This is a genomic window from Stenotrophomonas sp. YJH_SMC_91 (assembly GCF_059368495.1).
The window spans coordinates 495,582-520,843 of sequence record NZ_JCAFRT010000001.1; the positions used below are offsets into that span (position 1 = coordinate 495,582).

The following is a 25,262-nucleotide window of genomic DNA, read 5'->3' on the forward strand; positions in this document are numbered from 1 at the left end:
CTCCGGAAGCGTCACGGCGAAGGTGTGGGCGCAGCGCTGGCCGGCTGTGCCATCCAGCGCTCCATCTTGCGGTCCAGCACGTCCAGAGGCATCGAGCCGTCTTTCAGCAGTTCTGCATGGAAGCGGCGCAGATCGAAGGCTGCGCCCTGGCGTGCCTTGGCCTTGTCGCGCAGGGCAACGATGGTGGTCAGGCCGGCGACGTTCGACAGTGCCTGGCCGGGCTGGGCCATGATCCGCTCGACTTCGGCGTTGGCGTCATCGCTGCTCATGTCCACCGTCTTCTGCAGGTAGGCCACGGCCTGCTGCTTGCTCCAGCCCTGTGCATTGACGCCGGTGTCGGCGACGACGCGCGCGGCGCGCAACAGGCGTGAGTACAGGTAGCCGATACGGTCGTAGGGATCGGTGTAGACGCCGAGGTCTTCACCCAGCGTTTCGGCGTACAGGCCCCAGCCTTCGACGAACGCAAGATCGCCACCGAGGCGACGGAAGCGTGGCAGCTTGGCCAGCTCCTGCTGCAGGCCCAGTTGCACGTGATGGCCGGGAATCGCTTCATGCAGGTACTGCACCGGCACGCTCCAGCGCTTGCGGCTGGGCAGGTCGCGGGTGTTGATGTACAGCACGCCGGGCTGCCCGGGCGGCGACGGCTGGTAGGCGGCAGCGGCGGCGGTCAGCGCCCGTTCCGGTTCCACTGCGCGTACTTCCAGCGCGGACTTCGGCAGCGTATCGAGCACCTGCGGCAGGCGCGCGTTAACCTGCTGCTGCACCTGGCGGTAGCGGCTGATCAGTGCATTGGCATCGCTGTACTGGAACTGGCGATCGTTGCGCATGCTGCGCAGCAGCTTTGCCGGCGTGCCACGCAGCTTGGCGTCCTTCATCACCGTGGCGATCTGTGCCTGCAGTTCCTGCACGCGTTGCTCGCCCAGCGCGTGCAGCTGCGCGGCGGTCTGGTCGCTGGCGGTGGTCTGCACGATCAGGTTGGCGTACCAGGCCTGGCCGTCGGGCAGCGCGCCCATGCCGCTGCTGGCGCGCGTGGCCGGCAGGTACTCGGTGGCGATGAAGCCGCGCAGGGCGCGGTAGGCGGGCATGATGCGCAGTTCGATCATGCGCTTGTACTCGGCACTGATGCGCGCCTTGTCTTCGGCCGCAATCGTGTTCGGCATGGTGCGGATCGGCGACCAGAAGATGCTCTCTTCAGCGGTCGGCTTGATCACTGCATCCAGCTGCGGCAGCACCTTCTCCATCAGGTCGCGCGGCTGCACCACGTCGGCCTTCATGCCCTGGCGCATGTTGTCGATGGCCTGGTCGAACAGTTCGGGAATGCCGAGCGAGCGGCGCGACCAGGTGTCATAGTCCTGCACGGTGTTGAACGGCTGCGCGCCCGCGCCGGAGCCGAGGATCGCCATGATGCTGCCGATGTTGTAGTACTGGCTGATCGGCATCATCCAGCTCGGGTAGCGCTCGGCAGCCAGCGAGGCGCGCGCGTCACGTACGAAGATCTCGTAACTGAGCAGGTCCTGGCCCTGCAGGCCATCGCTGCCGAGTTTTTCGACCTTGCCCAGCCACTGCGTGGTGAAGTCGTGCGACTGCTGGCGCCAGGCGGCGGACAGGATGTTGGGCAGCTGGTCGTTGTAGCGCGGTTCGCCCTGGAACGTGGCCTGCAGCGGGTTCAACCGCATCGAGGCATCCCAGTACTCGTCGTACAGCCGTTCCAGCTGCACCTGCTTGGGCACGGCACGGGCCGGAGCGACCGGACGCGGCGCAGCGCGGCGCGCCGAACTGCCACGGGCCGGTGCGGTGGCCCGGGCGGGCCTGGCCTTGGGCTTGGCGGCCTGGCGGGTCTGCGCAGCGGCAGGGCGGCTGGCCTTCTTCTTCGCTGCTTCGGCCGACGGCACGGCACTGAACAGGAACAACGCGGCAATGGCAGCGGCCAGGACGCGGGGGGAATACGGCATCAAGAAGCTTCCGTGGAACACAGATCGTGGAGCTTGCACGATCCGCGCGCGTACGGCCAGCGTGAAGACGCAGTCAGCTTGGTGGCGCTGGGGCTTCAGTCAGCCGCAGCGGCGGCGCGCAGTGCCGCCGCGCGATCGGCGCCCAGATAGCGGGTGATGGCACGCCGCATCAGGTAGAGCAACGGAATCAGGGCAATCGCAAAGCCCATCTTGTACACGTAGTTGACGCTGGCGACCGCAAGGAACAACGAGGTCGGCCAGTGTTGCGGGCCCAGCACGAAGGCGATCCAGATCACCACGAAGCTGTCCACCACCTGCGAGATCGCGGTCGATCCGGTCGCACGCAGCCACACGTGGCGTTCGCCGGTGGCCTGGCGGATGCGATGGAACACCGCCACGTCGATCAGCTGGCCGAGCAGGAAGGCCACCAGCGAACCGGCGATGGTCCACATGCCCTGGCCGAACACGGCTGCGAACGCGGCCTGGTAGTCGGGCACACCGTGGCCATCCATCGACGTGACCCACCAGCTGGCCGGCGCCAGCGAAATGGCCGCGAAGGCGAACAGGAAGCCGTAGCCGATCAGCACCACCGCCAGCCACGAGATGAAGCGCACGCCGCGCTTGCCGAAAAACTCGTTGATGGTGTCGGTCATGATGAACACCACCGGCCACAGCAGGGTACCGGCGGTGAAGCTGAGCGAGCCGGTCTGGCCGAACAGGTTCCAGTTCAGCGGGGCGATGCCCAGGGTGTCTTCCAACGCGAAGATCTTCACCCCGATCAGCTCGGCCAGCACCGCATTGCCGCAGAAGAACGCGGCCAGCACGATGAACAGCAGGACCGCGCGGTCCTGCAGCGGGCGCTCGATCGGCGCCGGGGTCATTCGGTGCGTTCGCCGGTGCGTTCGCCGGCGCGGGTGAACGGCACGCTGGACGGTGCGACGGCGCCGCCGGAAATGATGAAGCTCATGGCCTGGTCGACGGTCCAGTCAGTCGGGGTCAGCAGTTCCACCGGCACGATTTCCAGGTAGCCCGAGGTCGGGTTCGGCGTGGTCGGTACATACACCGCGGCCAGCTCACGGTCGGTGCCGTGTTCCTTGATCACGCGGGTGACCAGTCCGACCGATTTCATGTCGCGGTGCGGGAAGTCGATCAGCACCACGCGCTGGGTGCTGCCCGGTTCGGTCTGCAGCATGTCCAGCAGCTTCTTTGCGCTGTCGTAGATGATGCTGGCCAGCGGAATGCGCTTGATGACCGCGCCCACCCAGCGCAGCAGGCGCTGGCCGAGCACGCGGCGGCTGGCCACGCCCACCGCCAGGATCACCAGCAGGGTGGCCAGCAGGGCGATGGTGTCTTGGATCCATTCGGCGCGGACCCAGCCGAGGTAGTGCGGGAAGCTTGTCGCGATCTGCTCGGACAGCGGTACCACCAGCGGGCTGGAAATGCCCGACAGCAACACGAACACGAACTTGACCACGACCCAGGTCAGCCAGATCGGCAGCAGGGTCAGCAGGCCGGTCAGGAACAGGCGCTGCAGGGAGGGGCGGGGGACCAGGGCGGGGGCTTCGAGCGACATGTGCGCATTGTAGCGGTCACTGCCGGTCGATTACGCTGGTGGATCGACTGCGGCAACGAGCCATGGAAGGGAAGCTGTGTTGAAGATTCTGCGCGGACTGGGCTGGACCCTGGCGGGCCTGCTGCTGTTGACCATCGTGGTGTGGTGCGCCTCACGCATGTGGCCGGTGCCGGAATCGCGGTTGCAGGCGCAGCAACGGCTGGAAGCGCGGCTGCCGGCGAGCGGGCGCAACGGTTATGCCCTGTTGTGGACGCTGCCGTTCGACGATCTGGATGCTCGCCAGCGCGAGCAGGCGTTGGCCGAGGACGTGCGCCGTTGGGAGGCCGACCTGCGGGGCAGCAGCGGCGGCCAGACACACCTGGTGGCCAACCATGCCGAGCTGCGCTCGCGGCCCGGTGCCAGTTGCGGGCCGGCCGCCCGCGGCTGCCTCGCCCAGGTCCGCGCGGACCCGCAACGCTTCGTGGAGGCCCATGCCGGGCACCAGCAGTTGCACGCGCGGCTGGATCAGCTGGCCGAAGCAGACTACTTCGTATCGCCGTTCCAGCCGAAGGGCGAGGGCATCCTGGTGCCGATGCCGACCTACGGGCTGGTGGTCGATGCCACCAGCGCACGCGCGCTGGCGTTCGTACAGGGTGACATCGACGGTGCCCTGCGCGGCAGCTGCCGGGGAGTGCAGCTGGGCCGGCGGCTGGTGCCCGGTGGCAGCTATCTGGTCGAAAGCATCATCGGCGCCAGCCTGGTACAGGCCAACGCGCAGCTGCTGGCCGACATGCTGGTCGAACTGCCTGCCGATCACCCGCTGCCGGCCGAATGCGAACAGGCCATGCAGCCGATGCGGGCCGACGAGCAGAGCCTGTGCCGTGCGATGCAGGGCGAGTATGCGATGAACCGGGTGGCGATCGAGACCTCGGCGCGGGAATTCGGCGGCGCGCTGGTACTGGACCGCAGCAGCACCCTGGCCCGTGCGGCCGGCAATCTCGGTTGGGCCTGTGGCGCGACGGCGACCGCTGCGCTGGAGGCGGACCGTCCGTTGCCGGCACCGGCGCCGCCGCAGCGTGACTTTGGTTGCCTGTCGAACGTCATGGGTTGCCTGTTGACCGACATTGCGGGTCCGGTCTATCCGGCCTATTCGTCGCGCACCCAGGACGCCGCGGCGATGCTGCGCCTGCTGGGTGCACAGCGCTGGCTGCGGCAGCAGCCGGGGGATCCGGTGGATGCCCTGCAGCGGTTGCCGGCACAGTTCGCCTCGCCGGTGCGGGTGCCGCGCTTGTCGGCGGATGGCCGCCATCTGCAGGTGCCGCGCCGCTCGCCGTCCCGCAGCAACGACGAAAGCCCGTGGCTGTCGGTGCCGCTGCAGGCGGAGCCAGCTTCGACTGCGTTGGCGCGCGATTGAGGTGCGCTCAGCGTGCGTGTGGCTTCAACCGCAGGTACACCTGCTTGCGGACCTGTGCGACCACCTCGCCGCTTTCATCGATCACGTCGTTGCTGAACCAGCGCAGCACCTTCTCGCCACTGGCCGCTTCGGCGCGCAGTTCATCCAGCAGCGCGTCGTCGATGCGGAACGACGTCCGCACGATGCCACGGCCCGGCGTGAGGAAGTCGATGGCGCCGGCGCGGTCCCACACGTAGTAGTCGCGGCCGAGGATGTGCAGCAGGCCGAGCATCCAGAACGGATCGGTCATCGCGAACAGGCTGCCGCCGAAGTGGGTGCCGACGTAGTTGCGGTTCCATGGCCGCAGGCGCAGCTCGACATCGATCTGCCGGTAGTCGGGGGTGATGCGGGTGACGTGGATGCCGGTGAACAGGAAGGGCGGCCAGAGGTTGATGCCGAAGCGGAACAGACGGGCGTTCATGCGGATCCGGGGGCGCTGGGCGAGGTGTCCAGTCTAACCATTCGCATGCGTATGTTGCACCCGGTGGCACCGGTCACGCGCCGCCGTCGATCACATACCCGTCGCGTCCATTCGCTTTGGCCTGGTACAGCGCGGTGTCGGCCCCTTCGACGAAATGATGGGGTTGCAGCTCGCCTTCCGGTACCCGGGTGAACACGCCGATGGTGAGCGTCACCCGGTCGTCGCTGCCGTCACCGTGTACCGGCAACGCACGTACGCAGTCGATCAGGTCCTGGATGACAAGCCGCGCGCCTTCGGCCGGGGTATCGGGCAGTACCAGTGCGAATTCATCGCCACCGTAACGCGCGGCCATGTCGCGCGGCCGCCGCGCATGCGCGCCGATCAACCGGGCGACGTCCCGCAGCACGCGGTCGCCGACCTGGTGGCCATGGCGGTCGTTGTGGCGCTTGAAGTGGTCGACATCGATCAGCGCCAGGCTCAGTGGCTTGCCGTTGCGTCGTGCGGCGTCGCATTCCTGCTGCAGCGCCTGTTCGAAACGCAGGCGATTGCCAAGGCCGGTCAGTGCGTCGCGGTTGGCCTGCCGGTGCCAGGCCGAAATCCGCCAGATCGCCCAGGCCAGCAGTACCAGCAGGACGCCCAGCAGGGCGGTGGCTGGCGCCCACCAGAGGTTGCTGGTGCGCAACAGCAACCAGCTCAGCAGAGGAGCAAGCGGCAGCGAACACAGCGCCGCCAGCCACGGCAGGCGCAGGCCGAGCAGGATCACACACAGCGCCACCAGCACCGCGCTGATGGTGTGCTGCCAGAAGCGGGGCAGCACCTCGATCTGCTTGTGCTGCAGCAGCATCGAGGCGATGTTGGCCTGGTACTCGCTGCCGCTCATCCAGAACTCGCGGGTGGTCGGGGTCAGCAGGCGCGGTGCGATGCCGCTGGCGGTCATGCCGACGATGATGCGGCGGCCATGCAGCATCGCCATGTCCACGTGGCCATCGAGTACGTCTGCGTAGGAAACCTGCGGCAACTGCTCGGGAGGTCCGGCATAGCGCACCCGCACGTAGTCGTTGCGCCGCCATTGATAAGGCGAGCCCACCTCGGGATCAGGGTCGGGCAGTCCGCGCACCGCGCCCGCAGGCAGGCCGGTCAGGGCCAGCCCGAGCGCCGGCCAATGCGCCTTGCCGATGCCCGCATGCAGGTAGATGCCGCGGGCGACGCCGTCGCTGTCCACCTCAACGTCGGTGTGGCCGATGGCGGCGGCACTGGCCGCGATCTGCGGAACCGGCAGCATTTCCTCGGCCATGCGATCACCGGCTGCCGGTGCGGCCAGCACCGGCAGCACCACCCGGCCATTGCGACGGATGGCCGCGGCCAGCGCCTCATCCTGGCGGCTGTCGCGGCGGTCCGGCTCGGACAGCATCAGATCCAGCGCGACCCGTTCGGCACCGGCATCGGTCAGGCGATCCAGCAACCGGGCGTGGACCGAGCGCGGCCACGGCCATTGGCCGATGCGTTGCAGGCTGCCTTCGTCGATGGCCACGATCAGCACGCTCGGGTCGGGTCGATAGTCCCAGTTGCCGACCATCGCGTCGTAGGTGGCCTCGTCCTGCCGCCACAGCCATTGGCCCTGGCTGGCGACGAGGGTCAGTATCCCGGCCAGCATGGCCAGCAGGATCCGCTTCGACCACGGCAGCGGCGAACGCCTCACAACAGCAGCCACAGCAGCAGGGCACCGCCGCCGGTGCCATAGCAGAGGCGACACGGCAGGGCGATCTTCTGGGCAGGCGAGAACTCGCCAGCATGGCCGTCATCGTCGATGTACTGCACGCGCACATGCAGGGTGCCGCGCCACGGACGCTTGAAGCTGACCTGCGGTTCGGCCACGGTTTCGTCGACCAGGGGTGCCTTGAAGTCGCCGCGGCGGTCGACCTGCACGCGATAGCGCTGGCCTTCGCTGCCGGCCTGCCAACGCAGGGTCAGCTCACCGTGCGCGGCCTCGGGCGGTTGCAGCGCAGGATCCACCGGCTCGTTGCTCAGCTGCAGTGGCAGGGCCTGGCCATAGCGCCCCTGGTGCCCATCGGCGCTGCGGGAGGCGATCCGCCAGAAGTAGTGACCCGGCGGCAATGGCTGCGCCAGGCGCAGGTCGGTGCCGGTGCTGGTCTGTTCCTGCAGTGGCTGTACGAAGGTGGAATCAGCCGCGATCTGCAGCACGCTGCTGCGCGCACCGGGGGCTTGGCTCCAGCGGAAACGCGGGCGGTCGCTGTTGATTGTCTGTCCATGCAGCGGGGCCAGGGTCAGCGGCGGTGGAGGCTGGTCGCTGAGTTCGAAGTCGGCACTGGCGTCGATGCCTTCCACACCCTGCGCATCGACCGCGCGCAGCAGGATGCGCAGCTGGCCCGGCGGCAGATCGCCGATGGCCAGGCGGGTATCGGGGGTGGTGGCAGCGAACAGCAGGATCTCCGGCGTGGCTGCCTCCACCACTTCAACGCGGTAATGCGCGGCGCCGGCGACCGGAGTCCATGCCAGCAGCGTCGGCAACGGGGCCAGGCGCAGTTCATCGTTGCGCAGCTGCGGTGCCGGCAGCAGTACGGAGACTGCGTCCGGAGCGGCGTCTGCGCTGGCGCTGCGGGTGGCCTGTCCGGGCTGGACCATGCGCTGGCCATGGGCGTTGCCGACCTGCACCTTGCCCTGCAGGACCTCGGTGGCCGCGACATCACGACCGTCGCCGGCACTGACCCGGAAGACGGTGCCGCGCACGCTGCTGGTGGCGGTGGGCGCATCGATGATGTAGCGCGATGCCGGGCCGCGCGCGGGCGTCACCCGATTGCTGGCGCGGCCCTGCTGCAGGCGCAGGCGGGTGTCGACCATGCCGGTGTGGCCATAGCGGCTGAGCTGGTCCAGGCGCAGGCGCGAGTACTCACGCAGCTGCAGGCGCGACGCATCGGCAAATTCCAGCGTGACGCTGGATTCGCCCTCGGTCTGTACGGTGTCTCCGATATGCAGCTGCTCGCCGGCCTGGATGGCGCGGCTGGCGCTGCCGTCTCCACTGGACAGTTCGACTTTGCCGCGGACCGAGAGCACCCGCGCCGGTGCCGGTTCGATGCGCAGCCAGCTGATGGGGAAACGCAGCAGCTGGCCGGGCGGCAGCCGGTAGGGATTGTCGATTCGGTTGTGCTGCTGGAGCTGTTGCCAGCGCACCGAGGGTTTCAGATACACGCCACCCAGATCCCACAGGGTGTCGCCGGGGCGGACCCGGTAGTTCCAGTCCTGCGCGGCGGCGATGGCCGGCAGCAGAAGCAGGGCACAGAGCAGGGCGCCCTGGAAGCGCATGGCAAACAACAGCGAGCGGACGAAGGTCACAGTTTTGCAATCCCGGCAATGCGGGGGTGCAGCTGCAAGACCCCATGGCCCCGACCTCATCCCCCCGAACGGATCGTGGCGGCCCTACGGCCGCCATCGTGCGCATTATTGCCCGCGTCCAGTGCAGGGATTCTGAACGAACCCGGCTTCCGTTCAGAACAGCAGGGAGGCCATCCTGCGGCGGTACTGGCCGACCAGGTCCTCGTCGGAGATCACATTGAAGGCATCGATCAGCGCCTTGCGCGGCAGGCCTTCCTCGAAACTCCGGTCGATCCGCAGCATGTCCAGGAACTGCGCCAGCGCGGCTTCGTCATGGCCGCCGAGCAGCAGCTGCACGCCTCGCAGGTGGCGGGCCTTGAGGTCATTGCCGTTGGCGGCGATGCGCGCGTCCAGCACCTCGGCGGCCGGGGCGTCCTTCAGGGCAGCGGCAAAGGACAGCCGGGCGCGGGCGCGCACGGCGCGGTCGTCGGTGGCCAGGTTGGCGGGCAGGCCGTCGATCAGCGTACCGGCTTCGTCCACGCCGCCGATCTGCAGCAGGGCCAGGGCCAGGTCGAGCTTCAGCTCGTCCTTGTCCGGCTCGGCGGCGATCTGCGCACGCAGTACATCCACCTGTGCCTGCGGATCCAACGGCGCTTCGTCGTCGGCGGCAGTGTCGCCGACGTCGGCCGGCACGATGCCGTGCTGGGCCAGGAACTCACGCAGCTGGCCTTCCGGGATGGCGCCGGGGAAGCCGTCCACCAGCTGGCCGCCCTTGACCAGGAACACGGTCGGCACCGAGCGGATCTGGAAGGCGGCAGCGATCTGCTGTTCCTTGTCGACATCGACCTTGGCCAGCTCGAAGGCGCCGTTGTATTCGGCGGCCAGCTTTTCCAGCATCGGCCCCAGGGTCTTGCAGGGGCCGCACCACGTGGCCCAGAAGTCGACCAGCACCGGCGTCTGCAGCGACTTCTGCAGGACTTCGGCCTCGAAGGTCGCAGTGGTGGCGTCGAATACGTAGGTCGTCTCGGTCATGGGGGAGGCATCGATTGGCGTCTGGAGACCGATTCTATGGTGACGATCGATGCCAGTCTCAACCCGGACTGCGGCAAATGCCCGACAATGCGTCGTTCCCGCCGCCGTTGCTCCTGGAGCCTGCATGACCTCCCCGTCTTCCCTGTCGCGTCTGTCCGGCCCCGCCGCCGCACTGCTGTTCGTGCTGGCGGTGCTGGGCTTCGGCGCCGGCCTGGACGGCTATGCACAGGCCAGTCACCCGGTGGCCCTGCTGGGCGCACACGGCGTGCCGCACGCGTTGGCCTTCAATCTGCTGGGCTTCGTACTGCCGGGCCTGTTGGCGGTGGTAGCGGCCGAGTGCCTGCGCCGACAGCTGCCGGCCAGTGCTGGCTGGGCGCCGCGGGTGGGCAGCCAGATGCTGTTGCTGGGCGGACTGGCCTTCACCGCTATGGGCTTGATGCCGCTGGATGTGGACGATCTGCACGGGCCGGCCAGCCAGCTGCACGCCAGTGCCTGGATGATCTGGGTGCTGGGCTTCGTCGCCGGCACCCTGTTGCTGGGCATCTCGCAGCTGCGCCAGACGCACGGCCGCGCCCTGGGCGGGGTGGCGCTCGCCTGTGGCGTGCTGGCGGCGCTGGCTGCCTTTGCGCTGCAGGGCGTGCTGCCGGCGCCGCTGGCACAACGGCTTGCATTCGCCTGCTGGGCGGTCTGGCTGGCGCTGGCCCTGCCTCTGTCGCGACCGCGCTGAGATCGGCTCCGGGCGCTGGCGACGCCGGCGGTCGGCGGGCAGGATTGGAGACGTTTGCCGCACTGCGGTACGCTGTACCGCTTTGCCGCCGCATCCGCGTGTTCCATGACCAGCGCTGAAACCAACGCCTACGACCCGCAGCAGGTTGAATCCGCCGCCCAGAAGTACTGGGACGCCACCCGTGCCTTCGAAGTCGACGAGACTTCGGACAAGCCGAAGTACTACTGCCTGTCGATGCTTCCGTACCCGTCCGGTGCGCTGCACATGGGCCACGTGCGCAATTACACCATCGGCGACGTGATCAGCCGCTACAAGCGCATGACCGGCCACAACGTGCTGCAGCCGATGGGCTGGGACGCGTTCGGCCTGCCGGCGGAGAACGCGGCAATCAAGAACAGGACCGCACCGGCGGCCTGGACCTACAAGAACATCGAGCACATGCGTGGCCAGTTCAAGGCCATGGGCTATGCGGTGGACTGGTCGCGCGAATTCGCCACCTGCCGCCCGGACTACTATGTCCACGAACAGCGCATGTTCACGCGCCTGATGCGCAAGGGCCTGGCCTACCGCCGCAATGCGGTGGTGAACTGGGATCCGGTCGACCAGACCGTGCTGGCCAACGAGCAGGTCATCGATGGCCGTGGTTGGCGTTCCGGTGCGCTGGTCGAGAAGCGCGAGATCCCGCAGTGGTTCCTGCGCATCACCGATTACGCCCAGGAACTGCTGGACGGCCTGGATGAACTGGACGGCTGGCCGGATTCGGTCAAGACCATGCAGCGCAACTGGATCGGCCGCTCCGAAGGCCTGGAAATCCAGTTCGACGTGCGTGATGTCGACGGCACTGCGCTGGATCCGCTGCGCGTGTTCACCACCCGTCCGGATACCGTGATGGGCGTGACCTTCGTGTCGATCGCCGCCGAACATCCGCTGGCCCTGCATGCGGCGAAGAACAACCCGGAACTGGCTGCGCTGCTGTCGGAAATGAAGCAGGGTGGCGTGTCCGAGGCCGAGCTGGAAACCCAGGAAAAGCGCGGCATGGACACCGGCCTGCGTGCCATCCATCCGGTCACCGGCGAAAAGGTGCCGGTGTGGGTCGCCAACTTCGTGCTGATGGGCTACGGCACCGGTGCGGTGATGGCTGTTCCGGGCCACGACCAGCGCGACAATGAAGTGGCAAACAAGTACGGCCTGCCGATCAAGCAGGTGATCGCGCTGAAGGATCCGCGCAACGACGACGAGCGCACCTGGGATGGTGCCCGCTGGCAGGACTGGTACAGCGACAAGAACCGTGCCTTCGAGCTGGTCAACTCGGCCGAATTCGATGGGCTGGATTTCCAGGGCGCCTTCGAAGCCCTGGCCGAACGCTTCGAGCGCAAGGCCCAGGGCCAGCGCCGCGTCAACTATCGCCTGCGCGACTGGGGCGTGAGCCGCCAGCGCTACTGGGGTTGCCCGATTCCGGTGATCTACTGCGACAAGTGCGGTGCGGTGCCGGTGCCGGAAGAGCAGCTGCCGGTGGTGCTGCCGGAGGACGTGGCGTTCTCGGGGACTGGTTCGCCGATCAAGACCGATCCGGAATGGCGCAAGACCACCTGCCCGGAATGCGGCGGCGCGGCCGAGCGCGAGACCGACACCTTCGACACCTTCATGGAGTCGAGCTGGTACTACGCCCGCTACACCTCGCCGGGTGCCCGTGATGCGGTCGACAAGCGCGGCAATTACTGGTTGCCGGTCGACCAGTACATCGGCGGCATCGAGCACGCGATCCTGCACCTGATGTATTTCCGCTTCTACCACAAGCTGCTGCGCGACGCGCGGATGGTGGACAGCAACGAACCGGCACGCAACCTGCTGTGCCAGGGCATGGTGATCGCCGAGACCTACTACCGCCCGAACCCGGACGGCTCGAAGGACTGGATCAATCCGGCCGATGTGGAAGTGCAGCGCGACGAGCGCGGCCGCATCACTGGCGCCACGCTGATCGCCGACGGCCAGCCGGTGGTGGTCGGTGGCACTGAAAAGATGTCCAAGTCGAAGAACAACGGCGTGGACCCGCAGGCGATGGTCGACAAGTACGGTGCCGACACCGTGCGCCTGTTCTCGATGTTCGCCGCCCCGCCGGAACAGTCGCTGGAGTGGAACGAAGCCGGCGTGGACGGCATGGCGCGCTTCCTGCGCCGCCTGTGGGCCCAGGTGCAGAAGCACGCCGCCGACGGTGCCGCCCCGGCGCTGGACGTGGCCGCGCTGGACGCCAACCAGAAGGCACTGCGCCGCAAGACCCACGAGACCATCGGCAAGGTCGGTGACGACTATGGCCGTCGCCACAGCTTCAATACCGCCATCGCGGCGGTGATGGAACTGATGAACGCGCTGGCCAAGTTCGAGGACGGCAGCGAGCAGGGCCGTGCGGTGCGCCAGGAAGCGCTGCAGGCCATCGTACTGCTGCTGAACCCGATCACCCCGCATGCCAGCCACGCCCTGTGGCAGGTGCTGGGCCATGGCGAGACGCTGCTGGAAGACCAGCCGTTCCCGCAGGCCGACGCCGGTGCGCTGGTGCGCGACGCGCTGACCCTGGCCGTGCAGGTCAACGGCAAGCTGCGTGGCACCATCGAGGTGGCCGCCGATGCTGCACGCGAGCAGGTCGAAGCACTGGCTCTGGCCGAGCCGAATGCGGCCAAGTTCATGGAAGGCCTGACCGTGCGCAAGATCATCATCGTGCCGGGCAAGATCGTGAACATCGTCGCTGCCTGATGCATCCTGGGCCGGTCACCCACGCGGTGGCCGGTACCTTCCCGGTGCGGGGCCATGCACTTGATGGCCCTGCATTCACGCGGCTTCGGGCAGGCTGTGTGTTGCCGTGATCGCCCGGCTCCGCCAGACTGTCTCCATGACCCGAATCCTGCTTGCCCTCGTTCTTGTCCTCGGCCTTGCCGGCTGCGGTTTCCATCTGCGCAACAAGCTGATGCTGCCGACCGACACGGCGCCGGTGAAGGTGGTCTCCACCGCGCCTTACAGCGAACTGGTCAAGCTGCTCAATCGCAGCCTGCTGGCTTCCGGTGCCAAGCTGGCCGACGAGGACAGCAAGGGGCCCAGTACCCAGCTCCAGGTGCTGTCCGAACGCTGGGGCGACCTGCCGATCGCCATCGACTCGCAGGGCCGTGCGCAGGAGTACAGCCTGCGCTATGCGGTGATCTTCATCTTCCGTCGCGAGGATGGCAGCGAGCTGGTGCCGCAGCAGGTGATCGAACTGTCGCGCGACTACGTGTCGCCGCCGACCGACGCCACCGGTACCACCACCGAACGCGAAATCCTGGCCGATGAGCTGCGACGGGAAATGTCCGCGTCGATCATCCGCCGCATCGACAGCGTGGTGCGCGCCGAGATCGAGAAGGGCGGCAGCCTGACGGCGCCGAAGGCCAAGCCGATCGAAGGGGCGGAGCCGGCCGAGCCGGTTCCCGCAGCCAAGCACTGAGTCGCGACGATGGAACTGCGTCCGGAGCAGCTGGCCAGCCAGGGCGCTGACACCCCGCTGGCGCCGGTCTACCTGATTGCCGGCCCGGAAACCCTGCGCGTGCTTGAGGCGGCCGACGCCATCCGTGCACGCGCACGCGCCGCCGGCATCGCCGAGCGGGAAGTGTTCGACGCCGATGGGCGTGATTTCGACTGGAACCAGCTCGACGCCAGCTTCAACGCGCCCAGCCTGTTCAGTGCCCGCCGCCTGGTCGAGGTGCGCCTGCCCAGCGGCAAGCCGGGCAAGGACGGGGCCGAGGTGATCAGCCAGTTCTGCGCCAACCCGGCGCCGGACGTGGTGCTGATGATTACCGCCAGCGAATGGAGCAAGGCCCACCAGGGCAAGTGGGCCGAGGCAGTCAATCGCATCGGCGTGCTGTCGGTGGCGTGGGCGATCAAGCCGCACGAACTGCCGGACTGGATCGAGCGCCGCCTGCGTGGCAAGGGCCTGCGTGCCGATCCGGCCGCCGTGCAGCGCCTGGCCGAGCGGGTCGAGGGCAACCTGCTGGCCGCTGCGCAGGAAATCGACAAGCTGGCGTTGCTGGCCGACGGCCAGCCGCTGGACGTGGAACGGATGGAATCGCTGGTGGCCGACGCCGCCCGCTATGACGTTTTCCGGCTGCTGGAAGCCACGTTCTCCGGCCAGCCGCCGGCGGTGCTGCGCATGCTGGCGGGCCTGCGCGGCGAAGGCGAGGCGGTGGCCGCACTGATGCCAATGGTGATCCGCGAGCTGTTGGCTGGTGCCGGCCTGGCCCGGGTACAGGCGCGTGGCGGCAATCTGGCCGCCGAAATGAAATCGCGCGGCATCTGGGAATCGCGGCAAGCGCCCTACAAGCGTGCGCTGCAGCGGCACCCCGAGGGCAAGCGCTGGGAGCGTTTCGTGGCCGAGGCCGGACTGGTCGACCGCATCGCCAAGGGGCGCGCCGACGGTGATGCCTGGCTGGCGCTGGAGCGCCTGCTGGTGGCCGTGGCCGAACCGCGTGCCGTGCGCCTGCTGGCGCGGGCCTGAGTGATGAGCCTGCGGATCTATTACGGGGGCACCTTCGATCCGGTGCACCTCGGGCACCTCGCCATCGCGCGTGCTGCCCGTGACGAACTGCAGGTCGCTGTGCGCATGCTGCCAGCGGCTGATCCGCCGCATCGCGCGGTGCCGGGCGCAACCGCTGACCAGCGCTTCACCATGCTCTCGCTGGCCATCGGCGATGAGCCAGGCCTGCTGCTGGACCATCGTGAACTGGACCGCGCCATACGCTTTCCCGGCCGCCCGTCCTATACCGTCGACACCCTGCGCGAACTGCGCGGCGAGTTGGGCCCCAGCCGGCCATTGGCCTGGCTGGTCGGGGCCGACAGCCTGCTGGGCCTGACCCGCTGGCATGAATGGGAGGCACTGTTCGGGCTGGCCCATTTCGTGGTGGCCGAGCGCCCGGGCAGTCCCCTTCAGGCCTCGGTGGATGGCGAACTTGGCCGCGCCCTGGAAGGGCGCTGGGCCGACAACGAGCAGGCCCTGTTCGCCAGTCCGGCCGGGCGCATCCTGCGCCTGCATCATCCGCTGCGCGAGGAATCGGCCAGTGCCGTGCGTGCGCAGATCGCCGCCGGCGGCCCCTGGCGGGCGCTGCTGCCGCCGGCCGTGGCCGACTATGTGGCCGCCCATGGCCTGTACCGCTCCCCTACGCCGTGAATGCCGCCGCCCCGGCTTGCCCGTATAATCGCCCCACGTTTATCGAGTCGATCCACTTTGAGCAACCAGACCCAGCCCCAGACCATCAAGGTCGATCTGCCCAGCCCGCCGCCGTCCGTGCCGGAACTGCTGGCCAGCGTCCGCCAAGCCACCGAAGACCTGAAGGCCAAGGACCTGGTCGAGATCGATGTGCGCGGCCGGTCCAGCGTTGCCGACTACATGATCGTCGTTTCGGGCACCTCGACCCGCCACGTCAAGTCGATCGCCGATGAAGTCGTGCGCTTTGCCAAGAATCTCGACGTGATGCCGCTGGGTGTTGAAGGCGAGCGCGAAGCCGAGTGGGTGCTGGTCGACCTGGGCGACGTGATCGTGCATGTGATGCTGCCGCGCGTGCGTGAGTTCTATGCCCTGGAGCGCCTGTGGACCGTTGGCGACCAGCCGCCGTCCAGCGACGACGAAGTGGCCTGAGCCGCACGTTGATGCATCCCTTCGACGGCGCCGATGGCGCCGTCGACGTTTTGGAGGACCGTTGATGAAAGCCCGCCTGATTGCTACCGGCGAACGCGCACCCAGCTGGGTGGCGCAGGGCTTCGCCGAGTATCAGAAGCGGCTGTCGCACTGGCTGCCGTTCGATCTGGTGGAAATCGAGCCCGGCCTGCGCGGCAAGGGCCGCGATGCGCGCCGCGCCACCGAAGACGAAGGCAAGCGCGTGATCGCCGCACTGCCGAAGAATGCCTATGTGGTGGCGCTGGATGTGCCGGGCCGCCAGCTCAGTTCCGAACAGCTGGCGCAGCGGCTGGAGCATTGGCGTGGGCAGGGCAGGGACCTTGCCTTCCTGATCGGTGGCCCGGAAGGGCATTCGCCGGAAGTTTCCGCGCTGGCCGACGAAAAGTGGTCGATTGGACCATTGACGCTGCCGCACATGCTGGTGCGCCTGGTGGTGGCCGAGCAGTTGTACCGGGCCGCCGCAATGATTGCGAATCACCCCTACCATCGCGCGTGAAGAGTGGTTATACTAGTCGTCTGCCCGAATAGCTCAGCCGGTTAGAGCACTTGACTGTTAATCAGGGGGTCGTTGGTTCGAGTCCAACTTCGGGCGCCACCTTGAAGAGACCTGCATCGCAAGATGCAGGTCTTTTTTTTGCGTTGTTGTAGAGCTGAGCCCGCACTCGACTCTACAGTGCCAGCTCACCTCTGGAGAACGCCACCAGCGTAGCGATGGCCACCACCAGAATGGCGCCGAACAACACCCATTCCCAACGCGTGAATACCTGCTCACCGCGTTGCAGCCGGGTCAGTGCGAACACCACGACGCCGGGCACATACAGCAGCACCGACAGCAGCAGGTTGTCGAGGCCTCCTGCATACACCAGCCACAACGCGTAGGCACTGGCCAGCAGCGCCACCGCGAAGTCACGCCAGCGCACGCCCGGTTCACCCGCATAGGCGTCCCCGCGCCACGCCAACTGCACGCCGAACGCGGTGGACAGGAAGTAGGGCACCAGGCTCATCGAGGCCGCCAGCAGCACCAGGCCCGTGTAGCTGCCGGAGTTGACCAGCACCAGCAGCAGGAACAGCTGGATCAAGCCATTGCTCAGCCACAGCGCGTTGGCGGGCACGCCGCGCGCATTCTCGCGTCCCAGGAAGGCCGGCATGGTGCCGTCGCCTGCGGCGGCGTACAGCACTTCGGCACACAGCAGCACCCAGGCCAGCAGCGCGCCGAGTACCGAAATGATCGAGCCGACGATGATCACCGTCGCGCCCCACTCGCCGACGATGGCGCGCAGCATGTAAGCCATCGACGGATTGGGCAACCCCGCCAGTTCGGCCTGCGACAGCACGCCCATCGACAGCAGGCTGACCAGCACCAGCAGCAGCCAGACGCCGAGGAAGCCGATCACCGTGGCGCGGCCGACATCGGCGCGACGGGCCGCACGCCGCGAGTAGATGCTGGCACCTTCGATGCCGATGAATACCCACACGGTCACCAGCATCATGCCGCGCAGCTGCTGGCCGAGATCGCCGAGTGCGGGCGCGCCCAGGAAATCGGCGCGGAACACATCCATGCGGAAGGCACCGGCGGCCAGGATCAGGAACAACGTGATAGGCAGCAGCTTGGCCACCGTTACCAGGCCGTTGACGATGGCGGCGGTGCGCAGGCCGCGCAGCACCAGCAGGTGCACGGTCCAGAGAAGTAGCGACGAAGCGGCCACGGCGGCCGGGGTATTGCCTTCACCGAAGACCGGCATGAAGTGGCCGAGGCCACTGAAGATCAGCACGAAGAAGCTGGCGTTGCCGAGCACCGAGGCAACCCAGTAGCCCCACGCGGCGGAGAAGCCGATGTAGTTGCCGAAGCCTTCGCGCGCGTATGCGTAGATGCCGGTATCGAGATCCGGCCGGCGGTTGGCCAGGGCCTGGAACACGAAGGCCAGCATCAGCATGCCGGCGCCGCTGACCGCCCAGCCGAGCAGCGCCGCCGCCGGACCGGCGCTGCGCGCCACGTTCTGCGGCAATGAAAAGATGCCGGCACCGACCATCGAGCCGACCACCAGTGCGGTCAACGCGGGCAGCCCGAGGCGTTGTGATGTCGCGGCCATGATGTCCCCTGCGGCGCTGATGACGCCGACCCACGGTAGCGGTGTGCCCGTGAACATGCACGCAAGGGGCCGCAACGACGAAGGCCCGGGCAGATGCCCGGGCCTTCGAAGGTGGTGCGTTGAACGGTATTACTTGAAGGTGTACTTGGCGCCGACAGTGAAGTAACGGCCGATGGCGCCGCTGAAGTGCATCGGGTTGTAGTTCACGCCGCCATAGGTCAGCGGATCCAGCGGAGCGATGCGATCGAACACGTTTTCGACCGAAGCGCTCAGCTCGAACTCGTCGGTAACAGCCCAACGGCCGGACAGATCGAAGGTGGTGAACGAGGAGATCTTCTTCACCGGCGTGCCGTCGAAGTAGAAGAACTGGTACTTGCCGCCACGCTTGTCGGTGTTGTCCATGCTGGAGATGTAATTGGCAACGCCGCTCACGCTCCAAGGACCCTGTTTCCAGGTGGTACCGAAGTTGATGCGATCCTTCGGCGTACCGATGCAGTTGGTCACGTCGCAGTTGCCGTGCGTGCCCAGGAAGTCATCGGTGCTGCCACCGCTGGTGCGCTCGAATTTCAGCAGGTGGCTCCACTGCAGATCCATCTCCAGCTGGCCCGGACCGATGTCGAAGGTCTGGCGGATGTCGGTGTCGATGCCGCGAACGCGCGAGGAGCTTGCGTTGATGTAGGCGGTATTGACGGCCAGGATGCTGCCGGTGCCTGCGACGCCGTTGAGCAGGTTGTTGTCGCGCAGGACATTGCCGGCACGGATCGCGTCATCGGTATCGCCCTGGGCGATCTCGTTGGTGCGCTTGATTTCCCAGGCATCGACGGTCAGCGAGGTGGAGCTGGTGGGCTGCAATACGATGCCCACCGAGTAGCTCTTAGACTCTTCCGGCTTCAGGTCCTTGTTCGGACGGGTGATGATCGCAACCGACTGCGAGCCGCAGTCGTCCGGCGAAGCACCCGGGGCCGGGTTTTCACCGTCCGGGCAACGGATCGGATCCGAGGCCGTGGAGAAGGCGGCCAGGCCACCGTCTCCGTTCTCGGCCGGGTTCGGTGCACGGAAGCCTTCGGCGTAGCTGGCGCGCAAGGCGATCCAGTCGGCCGGCGTCCACTTCACGCCCAGCTTCGGCGTGGCCTTGCCTTCACCGCTTTCATACTTGTCGTAGCGCAGTGCAGCGGACAGTTCCAACTGCTCCAGCACCGGTGCCGACAGTTCGACGTAACCGGCGTAGACGTTCTGCGTGCCGTCATAGGCCGAGTAGCCCAGGCCGATGATGTCACCCGTGTCGGTGTAGGTCTGCGGGGTCAGGCTGTTGCTGGTCTTGCGCCATTCGGTACCGATCGCCAGGCCCAGCGGCCCCCCCTTCAGATCCATCAGGCTGCGCGACACGGTGAAGTCGAACATGTCCAGGCTGGACTTGGCGCGTGCGCTGATCTTCGGCGAGATGTAGTCGTACAGTGCCTTGGAGTTCAGGTTGGCATTGTCACCGATGCGCCACACGCCACCGGCACAGTTCGCGTCGCCCAGCGCGCACTTCACGGCGCTGTAGCGCAGGAAGCCGGTGCGCTCGTTGACCAGGTCGGTGCCCGAATGCAGGTAGGCGGTGTCATAACTCCAGTCGCCCCAGTTGCCCTTGACGCCGACCAGGAAGCGGTTGAACTCGTTGGTGTTGTCGGTCACGCGCGGGCCGACATCCCAGGCGCTGTAGCGCAGGCGCAACGGGCCGTTGCCCAGGCCGGCAGGCCGGTCAGGATGATTCGGGCCGAGCACCACGGCACCGTCGCCGCTGTTGGCGTTGACCGGGCCACCCGGGTAGCCCCAGCCGCCGGAAACACCGGACGGCGTGTTGCTGAAGGTGGTTTCCTTCTTCGAGTAGCCGATCTCGGTGTAGATCTCGCCGCCCTCGCCGAAGGCGAAGCTGGCACGTCCGAACACGTTGACGTACTTCTCTTCCGGCGAAATGTCGCGGTACAGCTGCGCCGGATCCCACAGGCAGCCCTGCGCGGCCACCGAAGCATCGGTCTGGCCACCAATGGTGGTCAGGCCCTGGCAGCCCGGCAGCGGTACCAGCGTCGCCGGATTGGTCTCGGTGACATTGCGGTCGTCATACACCGAACCGTTCGGTCCGACACCGCCACGGGTCCTGCCGCTGAGGAAGGCGCCGCCCAGGAACTGCGCATTGTTGCCGTAGCCCCACTGGCGGGTGTCGCCGGTGCCGATCCACTTGCGGTTCTTGCGGTCGCTGATCTTGATCGCGTCGCTCTTGCCGACGTCCAGGCTGAAGAAGGCGTTCCAGCCGTCGGTGGCCATGTCGCCGGTACCGGCGGTCAGGGTCGCCTTGCGGGTATCGCCGTCGCCGTCGCCGGAGACGCCATAGGAGCCACGCAGAATGGCGCCCTGGAAATCACTGCGCAGGATGATGTTGACCACGCCGGCGATGGCATCGGAGCCATAGATCGCCGAGGCGCCGTCCTTCAGCACTTCCACGCGTTCAACGGCGTCGAGGGGGATGGTGCTCAGGTCGGTGAAGACCTTCTGTCCATCATCGGCCAGGCCATAGGTCGCCATGCGGCGGCCGTTCAACAGGACCAGGGTCGAGCCCGCGCCAAGACCGCGCAGGGAGATGCCGGCGCCACCGCCGGCGAAGCCGTTGCCGAATGATTTGGGAATCGAGCCGGCGCCGTTGGCGGTGATGGTCTGCAGGTATTCGGCGACCGTGGTCTTGCCGGTGCGGTCGATTTCCTGGCGGGTCACCACCTGCACCGGGGACGGTGTTTCGGTGTTGGTGCGCGGAATGTTCGAACCGGTAACCGTGATGCGGTCCAGGTTGGTGGCCTTCTCCTGCGCGAAGGCGGAGGTGGAAGCCACGGCGCCAACCAGCAGCAATGTGCCGCCGGTAAGGATGTGGGTGATGGACGATGCCAGGGTGCAGCGGCGGCGGCTGGCGGGCCGTTGGATCAGGTGTTTCACAGCTTCTCTCCTAACTGGAAAACCGTAGCGTTGAGGGCTGTCTCCGGAGTGTCCGGGACGGGCCAATCTAGGTTTCCGACGGGTGACGAAGTCGTGAAATTTTGCTTAATCCGTAACGCTTGAACTGGAACTTTGCCGAGTTTGGCAGTTCGGTCCCGAAGGCCGGTCCGACAGGTGGTCGGACCGGCCCCGGATCGTCAGTCCGGCAACGAGAACTGCACCGGCACTAGGCCGATGGCCGGTACCGCTACGCCATCACGCTGGGCCGGTTCAAAGCGCCAGCGCTTGAGCACCTGCTGGCGTGCGGCCTGGTCCAGGTGGCGCGAGCCACTGCTGCGCTCGATGCTGACCGCGACCGGCTGACCGCTGTTGTCGACCTCCACCCGCAGCAGCACCGTGCCCTGCTCATGGTTGCGCAGTGCGGCGACTGGATAGGCCGGTGGCGGTGCACTGCGGTACTGCAGCTGGGCGCCGGACAGCGGTGCATGGGTGTCGATGCTCGGCGCAAGTTGCGGTGGGGCCTGTTCAGCGGCCGGCAGCGTGATGCCCTGCGTTTCCTCCACGGTCGCGGTTGGGGCCGGCAGTGGCGGTGTCGCCGGCTGTGCCTGCGGTTTCGGCACGACCCGGGCGACTTCCTTCGGTTCCTGCAGCACCGGTGGGGGCGGCGTTGGCGGGATCTTCTCGATCAGCCTGACCGTGGTCTTGTCACGCGGGACCTGCACGGCCTGGTAGGTCGCCGGGATCAGCAGCAACAGGAACGCGAGCAGGTGCAGGGCGATGGCCGCGCTCCAAGCGGCAACGCGGGCGGGGTCGAAGTGCGGGGATGCAACGGGATACGTACGAACCATGGTCCACCTCCATGCCAGTGACGAAGTCCTCAACGCACCAGGGCACGTGGCGGGGTTGCCGCACGCGGCTGGCAGCCAATCATTAGCGCCAGGCCCCGGCCACTGCCTAGAGGCAGGGGCAGGATCGTTGGGCTGGCCTTCAGCCAGCCGCCCTGGCCCATGAAAAAGGCGGGCCCCTGCGGGACCCGCCTCCGTCTACCGGAACGGATGGGATCAGCGACCCAGCTCGAACACCACGTCCAGGTTGACCGAGACAGTGGATTCGCCCGGGGCGACCGGCGTGGCCTTGTCCATCGCCGCGCCGGCGGCCATGGTCCGCATCATCGGCATCGGGCGGTAACCACCGCCGGCATTCTCGGAGATGCTGACGATGCGGCGCACCTGAAGGCCGAGCGACTTGGCATAGGTCTGGGCGCGGGCCTGGGCCTTCTTCAGCGCGGCCAGGCGCGCTTCGTCATAGACCGGTTCCGGCTGGTCGATCTCGAAGCTGGGGCCGTTGATCTGGTTGGCGCCCTGAGCGGCCAGCGCGTCCAGCACCTTGCCGAGCTTGGCGATGTCACGGACCTTCAGGCTGACCGTGTTGCTGGCCTGGTAGCCGGTGATCTTCGGCGCTTCGTTGTCGGCATAGCGGTACTGCGGGTTGAGGCTGACGCCGCTGGTCTGCACGTCGCGCTCGGCGATGCCGGCGGCCTTGATCGCGGCCAGCACCTTGTCCATCTGCTGGGCGTTCTGGCGCATGGCGCTGTTGCCATCGGCAGCCTGGGTGACCACGCCGGCCGACAGGGTGGCCACGTCCGGTACGCGGGTGGCTTCGGCATTGGCCGAGATGTTCAGCAGCGTGCCTTCGGCCGCGGCGGCGATCGACGGCGACGACGGGGCGGCATGGGCAGTCATCGAGGTTCCAAGGGCGAGGGACAGGGCAAGCAGCAGCGGGGTGGCGGTCAGGCGCATGGAGAACTCCTTGTTGTGCCGTTGAGGGTGGTGTCGTAGCGATGAACGCGCTGTGAGCCCGTTCGGGGTTGAACGCGTTCCGGGACGGGTTGCCGACGATTCAGGTGGCAGCCTCAGGTTATGCTGTGCCGATGCTCTATCTTGCTTCCCGCTCCCCCCGACGCAACCAGTTGCTGGCCCGACTCGGACGCCCCTTCCAGGCCCTGGACCTGGAGGTCGTCGAGCAGCGCGCGCCCGCTGAAAGCGCCGAACAGTATGTGTGCCGGGTCGCCGCCGACAAGGCGCGCGCCGGCCTGGCCCGGGTGCTGGCCAATGATCCGCAGGCGCGGGTGCTCGGCTCGGACACCGAAGTGGTGCTGGACGGCGAGGTCTTCGGCAAGCCGGCCGACGCCGCCGGCGCACGCGCGATGCTGGCGCGCCTGGCCGGGCGCACCCACCAGGTGATGACTGCGGTGGTGGTGGTCGGCGCCGACGGGCTGGACAGCGAACTGGTCATTTCCGAAGTGACCTTCGCCCCGATCGCCGCCGCCGACATCGCCGCCTATGTCGCCACCGGCGAGCCGTTGGACAAGGCCGGGGCCTACGCCATCCAGGGCGGGGCCGAGCGCTGGATCGAACATCTTTCCGGCAGCTACTCCGGCGTCATGGGGCTGCCATTGCTGCATACCGATCGTCTGCTGGCGCGCTGTGGCGTGCCGGCCCCCACTGCCGATGCCGCCAGGGAGGCTGCCGATGTCTGAGGAAATCCTGGTCAATGTGACCCCGCGCGAGACCCGGGTCGCGGTGATCGAGAACGGCATGCTGCAGGAACTGCACATCGAGCGCGGTTGGCGCCGGGGTGTGGTCGGCAACATCTACAAGGGCAAGGTGCAGCGGGTCATGCCCGGCATGCAGGCCGCGTTCGTCGAGGTAGGCCTGGAGCGCGCCGCGTTCCTGCACGCCAACGACGTGGTGCGCCCGGCCCCGGTGGCCAGTGCAGACACCGAGAACACGACCCTTCCGCCGCCGGCCAGCGTGCCCATCGTCGAGCTGCTGCGTGACGGCCAGGACATCGTGGTGCAGGTGGTGAAGGACCCGATCGGCACCAAGGGCGCACGCCTGACCACCCAGATCAGCATCCCGTCGCGCTACATGGTGCTGCTGCCGCAATCCAAGGTGGTGGGGGTGTCCGCGCGCATCGAGGATGAAGCCGAGCGCGCCCGCCTGAAGGCCTTGGTGACCGAGCTGTCTGCGCAGCATGGCGGCTACGGCTACATCGTGCGTACCAATGCCGAGGGCCAGCCGGCCGAGGCCATCGCCGAGGACATCGCTTACCTGTCGCGGGTCTGGAACGTGGTCGAGCGCCGCGGCCGCGAAGCGGCCTCGTGCAGCAACATCTATGAAGACCTGAGCCTGCCGCTGCGTTCGGTGCGCGACCTGATCCGCAAGGACGTGGACAAGGTGAAGGTGGACTCGAAGGAAACCTTCGCGCAGCTGCAGGCGTTCGTGGCCAAGTACATGCCGGTGCTGGCCGAGAAGCTGGAACTGTATTCAGGCGATCGCCCGATCTTCGACATGTTCGGGGTGGAGGACGAGATCGGCCGTGCGCTGGACAAGCAGGTGCCGCTTAAATCCGGTGGTTACCTGGTGATCGACCAGACCGAGGCGATGACCACCATCGACGTCAATACCGGTTCGTTCCTCGGCCAGCGCAACCTGGAAGAGACGGTGTTCCGCACCAACCTGGAAGCGGCACAGGCGGTGGCCCGCCAGCTGCGCCTGCGCAACCTGGGCGGCATCATCATCATCGACTTCATCGACATGGACGATGCCGAGCATCGCCGCCAGGTGCTGCGCACCCTGGAAAAGGCGCTGGCCCGCGACCATGCCAAGACCACGGTGTACGACTTCTCTCCGCTGGGGCTGGTGGAGATGACGCGCAAGCGCACGGTGGAAAGCCTGGAGCGCCAGCTGTCGGAAACGTGCCCGCAGTGCAGTGGCCGTGGCAGCATCAAGACCACCGAAACGGTGACCTACGAGATCTTCCGCGAGATCACCCGTGCCGTGCGCCAGTTCGATGCCGCACGCCTGCTGGTGATCGCCTCGACCAAGGTGGTCGCGCGCATCACCGACGAGGAATCCTCGGCGGTGGCCGAGCTGGAGGAATTCCTCGGCAAGAGCATCCGCTTCCAGGCGGACGAGCAGTACCTGCAGGAGCAATTCGATGTCGTTCTGCTCTGATCCTCGCCGGCCGCAGGCCGGCGGTGG

At 67.3% G+C, this 25,262-nt stretch carries 21 protein-coding genes and 1 tRNA gene; 11 read left to right on the top strand and 11 right to left on the bottom strand.

Annotated elements, in window-relative coordinates:
• Positions 1–11: 11 nt before the first annotated feature.
• From AC5P5X_RS02165 to AC5P5X_RS02175, 3 genes are all read right to left on the bottom strand, one after another.
• Positions 12–1,952: a DUF885 domain-containing protein gene (locus tag AC5P5X_RS02165; RefSeq protein WP_100438799.1), complete on the bottom strand. Its 1,941-nt coding sequence runs from the start codon at positions 1,950–1,952 to the stop codon at positions 12–14.
• Between the two features lie 95 nt (positions 1,953–2,047).
• Complete coding sequence (locus AC5P5X_RS02170) at positions 2,048–2,833, bottom strand: queuosine precursor transporter (RefSeq protein ID WP_005414136.1); 786 nt, start codon at positions 2,831–2,833, stop codon at positions 2,048–2,050.
• Positions 2,830–3,525 (bottom strand): DUF502 domain-containing protein, encoded by a 696-nt coding sequence (locus AC5P5X_RS02175; protein ID WP_005414135.1) that lies wholly within the window; start codon positions 3,523–3,525, stop codon positions 2,830–2,832. The genes AC5P5X_RS02170 and AC5P5X_RS02175 overlap by 4 nt, the downstream gene beginning before the upstream one ends.
• Before the next feature lie 76 nt (positions 3,526–3,601).
• On the opposite strand from AC5P5X_RS02175, the gene AC5P5X_RS02180 reads away from it, so the two are divergent.
• Positions 3,602–4,918, top strand: a complete 1,317-nt coding sequence (locus AC5P5X_RS02180; protein ID WP_099472663.1) for a hypothetical protein — start codon at positions 3,602–3,604, stop codon at positions 4,916–4,918.
• Between the two features lie 7 nt (positions 4,919–4,925).
• Here the strand turns inward: AC5P5X_RS02180 and AC5P5X_RS02185 are convergent, their stop codons facing one another.
• The 4 genes from AC5P5X_RS02185 to trxA form a co-directional block, all read right to left on the bottom strand.
• Positions 4,926–5,378 carry a DUF4442 domain-containing protein gene (locus AC5P5X_RS02185; RefSeq protein WP_100438798.1) on the bottom strand — a complete coding sequence of 151 codons (453 nt, stop codon included), beginning with the start codon at positions 5,376–5,378 and terminating at the stop codon, positions 4,926–4,928.
• Positions 5,379–5,451: 73 nt separating this feature from the next.
• Positions 5,452–7,077, bottom strand: a complete 1,626-nt coding sequence (locus AC5P5X_RS02190) for a CHASE2 domain-containing protein (protein WP_100438797.1) — start codon at positions 7,075–7,077, stop codon at positions 5,452–5,454.
• Positions 7,074–8,729: a FecR family protein gene (locus tag AC5P5X_RS02195; RefSeq protein WP_111189440.1), complete on the bottom strand. Its 1,656-nt coding sequence runs from the start codon at positions 8,727–8,729 to the stop codon at positions 7,074–7,076. The genes AC5P5X_RS02190 and AC5P5X_RS02195 overlap by 4 nt, the downstream gene beginning before the upstream one ends.
• 153 nt (positions 8,730–8,882) lie before the next feature.
• The gene (gene trxA / locus AC5P5X_RS02200) at positions 8,883–9,740 is read right to left on the bottom strand and encodes a thioredoxin (protein ID WP_012480933.1); all 858 of its coding nucleotides are present in this window, start codon (positions 9,738–9,740) and stop codon (positions 8,883–8,885) included.
• Positions 9,741–9,864: 124 nt separating this feature from the next.
• On the opposite strand from trxA, the gene AC5P5X_RS02205 reads away from it, so the two are divergent.
• The 8 genes from AC5P5X_RS02205 to AC5P5X_RS02240 all read left to right on the top strand — a co-directional run bounded on the left by AC5P5X_RS02205 (position 9,865) and on the right by AC5P5X_RS02240 (position 16,754).
• The gene (locus AC5P5X_RS02205) at positions 9,865–10,467 is read left to right on the top strand and encodes a DUF998 domain-containing protein (protein WP_111189439.1); all 603 of its coding nucleotides are present in this window, start codon (positions 9,865–9,867) and stop codon (positions 10,465–10,467) included.
• A 105-nt stretch (positions 10,468–10,572) separates the two neighbouring features.
• Entirely contained in the window at positions 10,573–13,215 is a 2,643-nt protein-coding gene (gene leuS / locus AC5P5X_RS02210) for a leucine--tRNA ligase (protein ID WP_111189442.1), read from the top strand.
• A gap of 136 nt (positions 13,216–13,351) precedes the next feature.
• A complete protein-coding gene (locus AC5P5X_RS02215; protein ID WP_005410539.1) occupies positions 13,352–13,936 on the top strand; it encodes an LPS-assembly lipoprotein LptE in 585 nt (194 codons plus the stop codon).
• Between the two features lie 9 nt (positions 13,937–13,945).
• Positions 13,946–14,983 (top strand): DNA polymerase III subunit delta, encoded by a 1,038-nt coding sequence (holA, locus tag AC5P5X_RS02220; protein ID WP_012480930.1) that lies wholly within the window; start codon positions 13,946–13,948, stop codon positions 14,981–14,983.
• Positions 14,984–15,652 (top strand): nicotinate-nucleotide adenylyltransferase, encoded by a 669-nt coding sequence (gene nadD / locus AC5P5X_RS02225; RefSeq protein WP_005410537.1) that lies wholly within the window; start codon positions 14,984–14,986, stop codon positions 15,650–15,652.
• 57 nt (positions 15,653–15,709) lie between these two features.
• Positions 15,710–16,120: a ribosome silencing factor gene (rsfS, locus tag AC5P5X_RS02230; protein ID WP_005410536.1), complete on the top strand. Its 411-nt coding sequence runs from the start codon at positions 15,710–15,712 to the stop codon at positions 16,118–16,120.
• A gap of 64 nt (positions 16,121–16,184) precedes the next feature.
• A complete protein-coding gene (gene rlmH, locus AC5P5X_RS02235; RefSeq protein WP_062606137.1) occupies positions 16,185–16,655 on the top strand; it encodes a 23S rRNA (pseudouridine(1915)-N(3))-methyltransferase RlmH in 471 nt (156 codons plus the stop codon).
• Between the two features lie 22 nt (positions 16,656–16,677).
• A tRNA-Asn gene (locus tag AC5P5X_RS02240) sits at positions 16,678–16,754 on the top strand.
• 73 nt (positions 16,755–16,827) lie between these two features.
• On the opposite strand, the gene AC5P5X_RS02245 is transcribed toward AC5P5X_RS02240, so the two are convergent.
• The 4 genes from AC5P5X_RS02245 to AC5P5X_RS02260 all read right to left on the bottom strand — a co-directional run bounded on the left by AC5P5X_RS02245 (position 16,828) and on the right by AC5P5X_RS02260 (position 23,015).
• Positions 16,828–18,249 carry a basic amino acid/polyamine antiporter gene (locus tag AC5P5X_RS02245; protein ID WP_329762636.1) on the bottom strand — a complete coding sequence of 474 codons (1,422 nt, stop codon included), beginning with the start codon at positions 18,247–18,249 and terminating at the stop codon, positions 16,828–16,830.
• A gap of 129 nt (positions 18,250–18,378) precedes the next feature.
• Positions 18,379–21,216, bottom strand: a complete 2,838-nt coding sequence (locus AC5P5X_RS02250) for a TonB-dependent receptor (protein WP_005410533.1) — start codon at positions 21,214–21,216, stop codon at positions 18,379–18,381.
• A 197-nt stretch (positions 21,217–21,413) separates the two neighbouring features.
• The gene (locus AC5P5X_RS02255) at positions 21,414–22,064 is read right to left on the bottom strand and encodes an energy transducer TonB (RefSeq protein ID WP_062606139.1); all 651 of its coding nucleotides are present in this window, start codon (positions 22,062–22,064) and stop codon (positions 21,414–21,416) included.
• Between the two features lie 213 nt (positions 22,065–22,277).
• Entirely contained in the window at positions 22,278–23,015 is a 738-nt protein-coding gene (locus AC5P5X_RS02260) for an SIMPL domain-containing protein (RefSeq protein WP_005410531.1), read from the bottom strand.
• Between the two features lie 131 nt (positions 23,016–23,146).
• On the opposite strand from AC5P5X_RS02260, the gene AC5P5X_RS02265 reads away from it, so the two are divergent.
• Together AC5P5X_RS02265 and rng are read left to right on the top strand one after the other, a co-directional pair.
• A complete protein-coding gene (locus AC5P5X_RS02265; protein WP_005410530.1) occupies positions 23,147–23,755 on the top strand; it encodes a Maf family nucleotide pyrophosphatase in 609 nt (202 codons plus the stop codon).
• Complete coding sequence (gene rng, locus AC5P5X_RS02270; protein WP_005410529.1) at positions 23,748–25,235, top strand: ribonuclease G; 1,488 nt, start codon at positions 23,748–23,750, stop codon at positions 25,233–25,235. Before AC5P5X_RS02265 ends, rng begins: the two co-directional genes overlap by 8 nt.
• The last annotated feature ends 27 nt before the right edge of the window (positions 25,236–25,262 follow it).

Excerpts from the sequence above, each read along its gene's own strand:
- AC5P5X_RS02165 (WP_100438799.1), bottom strand. The coding sequence starts at position 1,952 with ATGCCGTATTCCCCCCGCGTCCTGGCCGCTGCCATTGCCGCGTTGTTC.
- AC5P5X_RS02170 (WP_005414136.1), bottom strand. The coding sequence starts at position 2,833 with ATGACCCCGGCGCCGATCGAGCGCCCGCTGCAGGACCGCGCGGTCCTG.
- AC5P5X_RS02175 (WP_005414135.1), bottom strand. The coding sequence starts at position 3,525 with ATGTCGCTCGAAGCCCCCGCCCTGGTCCCCCGCCCCTCCCTGCAGCGC.
- AC5P5X_RS02185 (WP_100438798.1), bottom strand. The coding sequence starts at position 5,378 with ATGAACGCCCGTCTGTTCCGCTTCGGCATCAACCTCTGGCCGCCCTTC.
- trxA (WP_012480933.1), bottom strand. The coding sequence starts at position 9,740 with ATGACCGAGACGACCTACGTATTCGACGCCACCACTGCGACCTTCGAG.
- AC5P5X_RS02205 (WP_111189439.1), top strand. The coding sequence starts at position 9,865 with ATGACCTCCCCGTCTTCCCTGTCGCGTCTGTCCGGCCCCGCCGCCGCA.
- leuS (WP_111189442.1), top strand. The coding sequence starts at position 10,573 with ATGACCAGCGCTGAAACCAACGCCTACGACCCGCAGCAGGTTGAATCC.
- AC5P5X_RS02215 (WP_005410539.1), top strand. The coding sequence starts at position 13,352 with ATGACCCGAATCCTGCTTGCCCTCGTTCTTGTCCTCGGCCTTGCCGGC.
- holA (WP_012480930.1), top strand. The coding sequence starts at position 13,946 with ATGGAACTGCGTCCGGAGCAGCTGGCCAGCCAGGGCGCTGACACCCCG.
- rlmH (WP_062606137.1), top strand. The coding sequence starts at position 16,185 with ATGAAAGCCCGCCTGATTGCTACCGGCGAACGCGCACCCAGCTGGGTG.
- AC5P5X_RS02245 (WP_329762636.1), bottom strand. The coding sequence starts at position 18,249 with ATGGCCGCGACATCACAACGCCTCGGGCTGCCCGCGTTGACCGCACTG.
- AC5P5X_RS02255 (WP_062606139.1), bottom strand. The coding sequence starts at position 22,064 with ATGGTTCGTACGTATCCCGTTGCATCCCCGCACTTCGACCCCGCCCGC.
- AC5P5X_RS02260 (WP_005410531.1), bottom strand. The coding sequence starts at position 23,015 with ATGCGCCTGACCGCCACCCCGCTGCTGCTTGCCCTGTCCCTCGCCCTT.
- AC5P5X_RS02265 (WP_005410530.1), top strand. The coding sequence starts at position 23,147 with ATGCTCTATCTTGCTTCCCGCTCCCCCCGACGCAACCAGTTGCTGGCC.
- rng (WP_005410529.1), top strand. The coding sequence starts at position 23,748 with ATGTCTGAGGAAATCCTGGTCAATGTGACCCCGCGCGAGACCCGGGTC.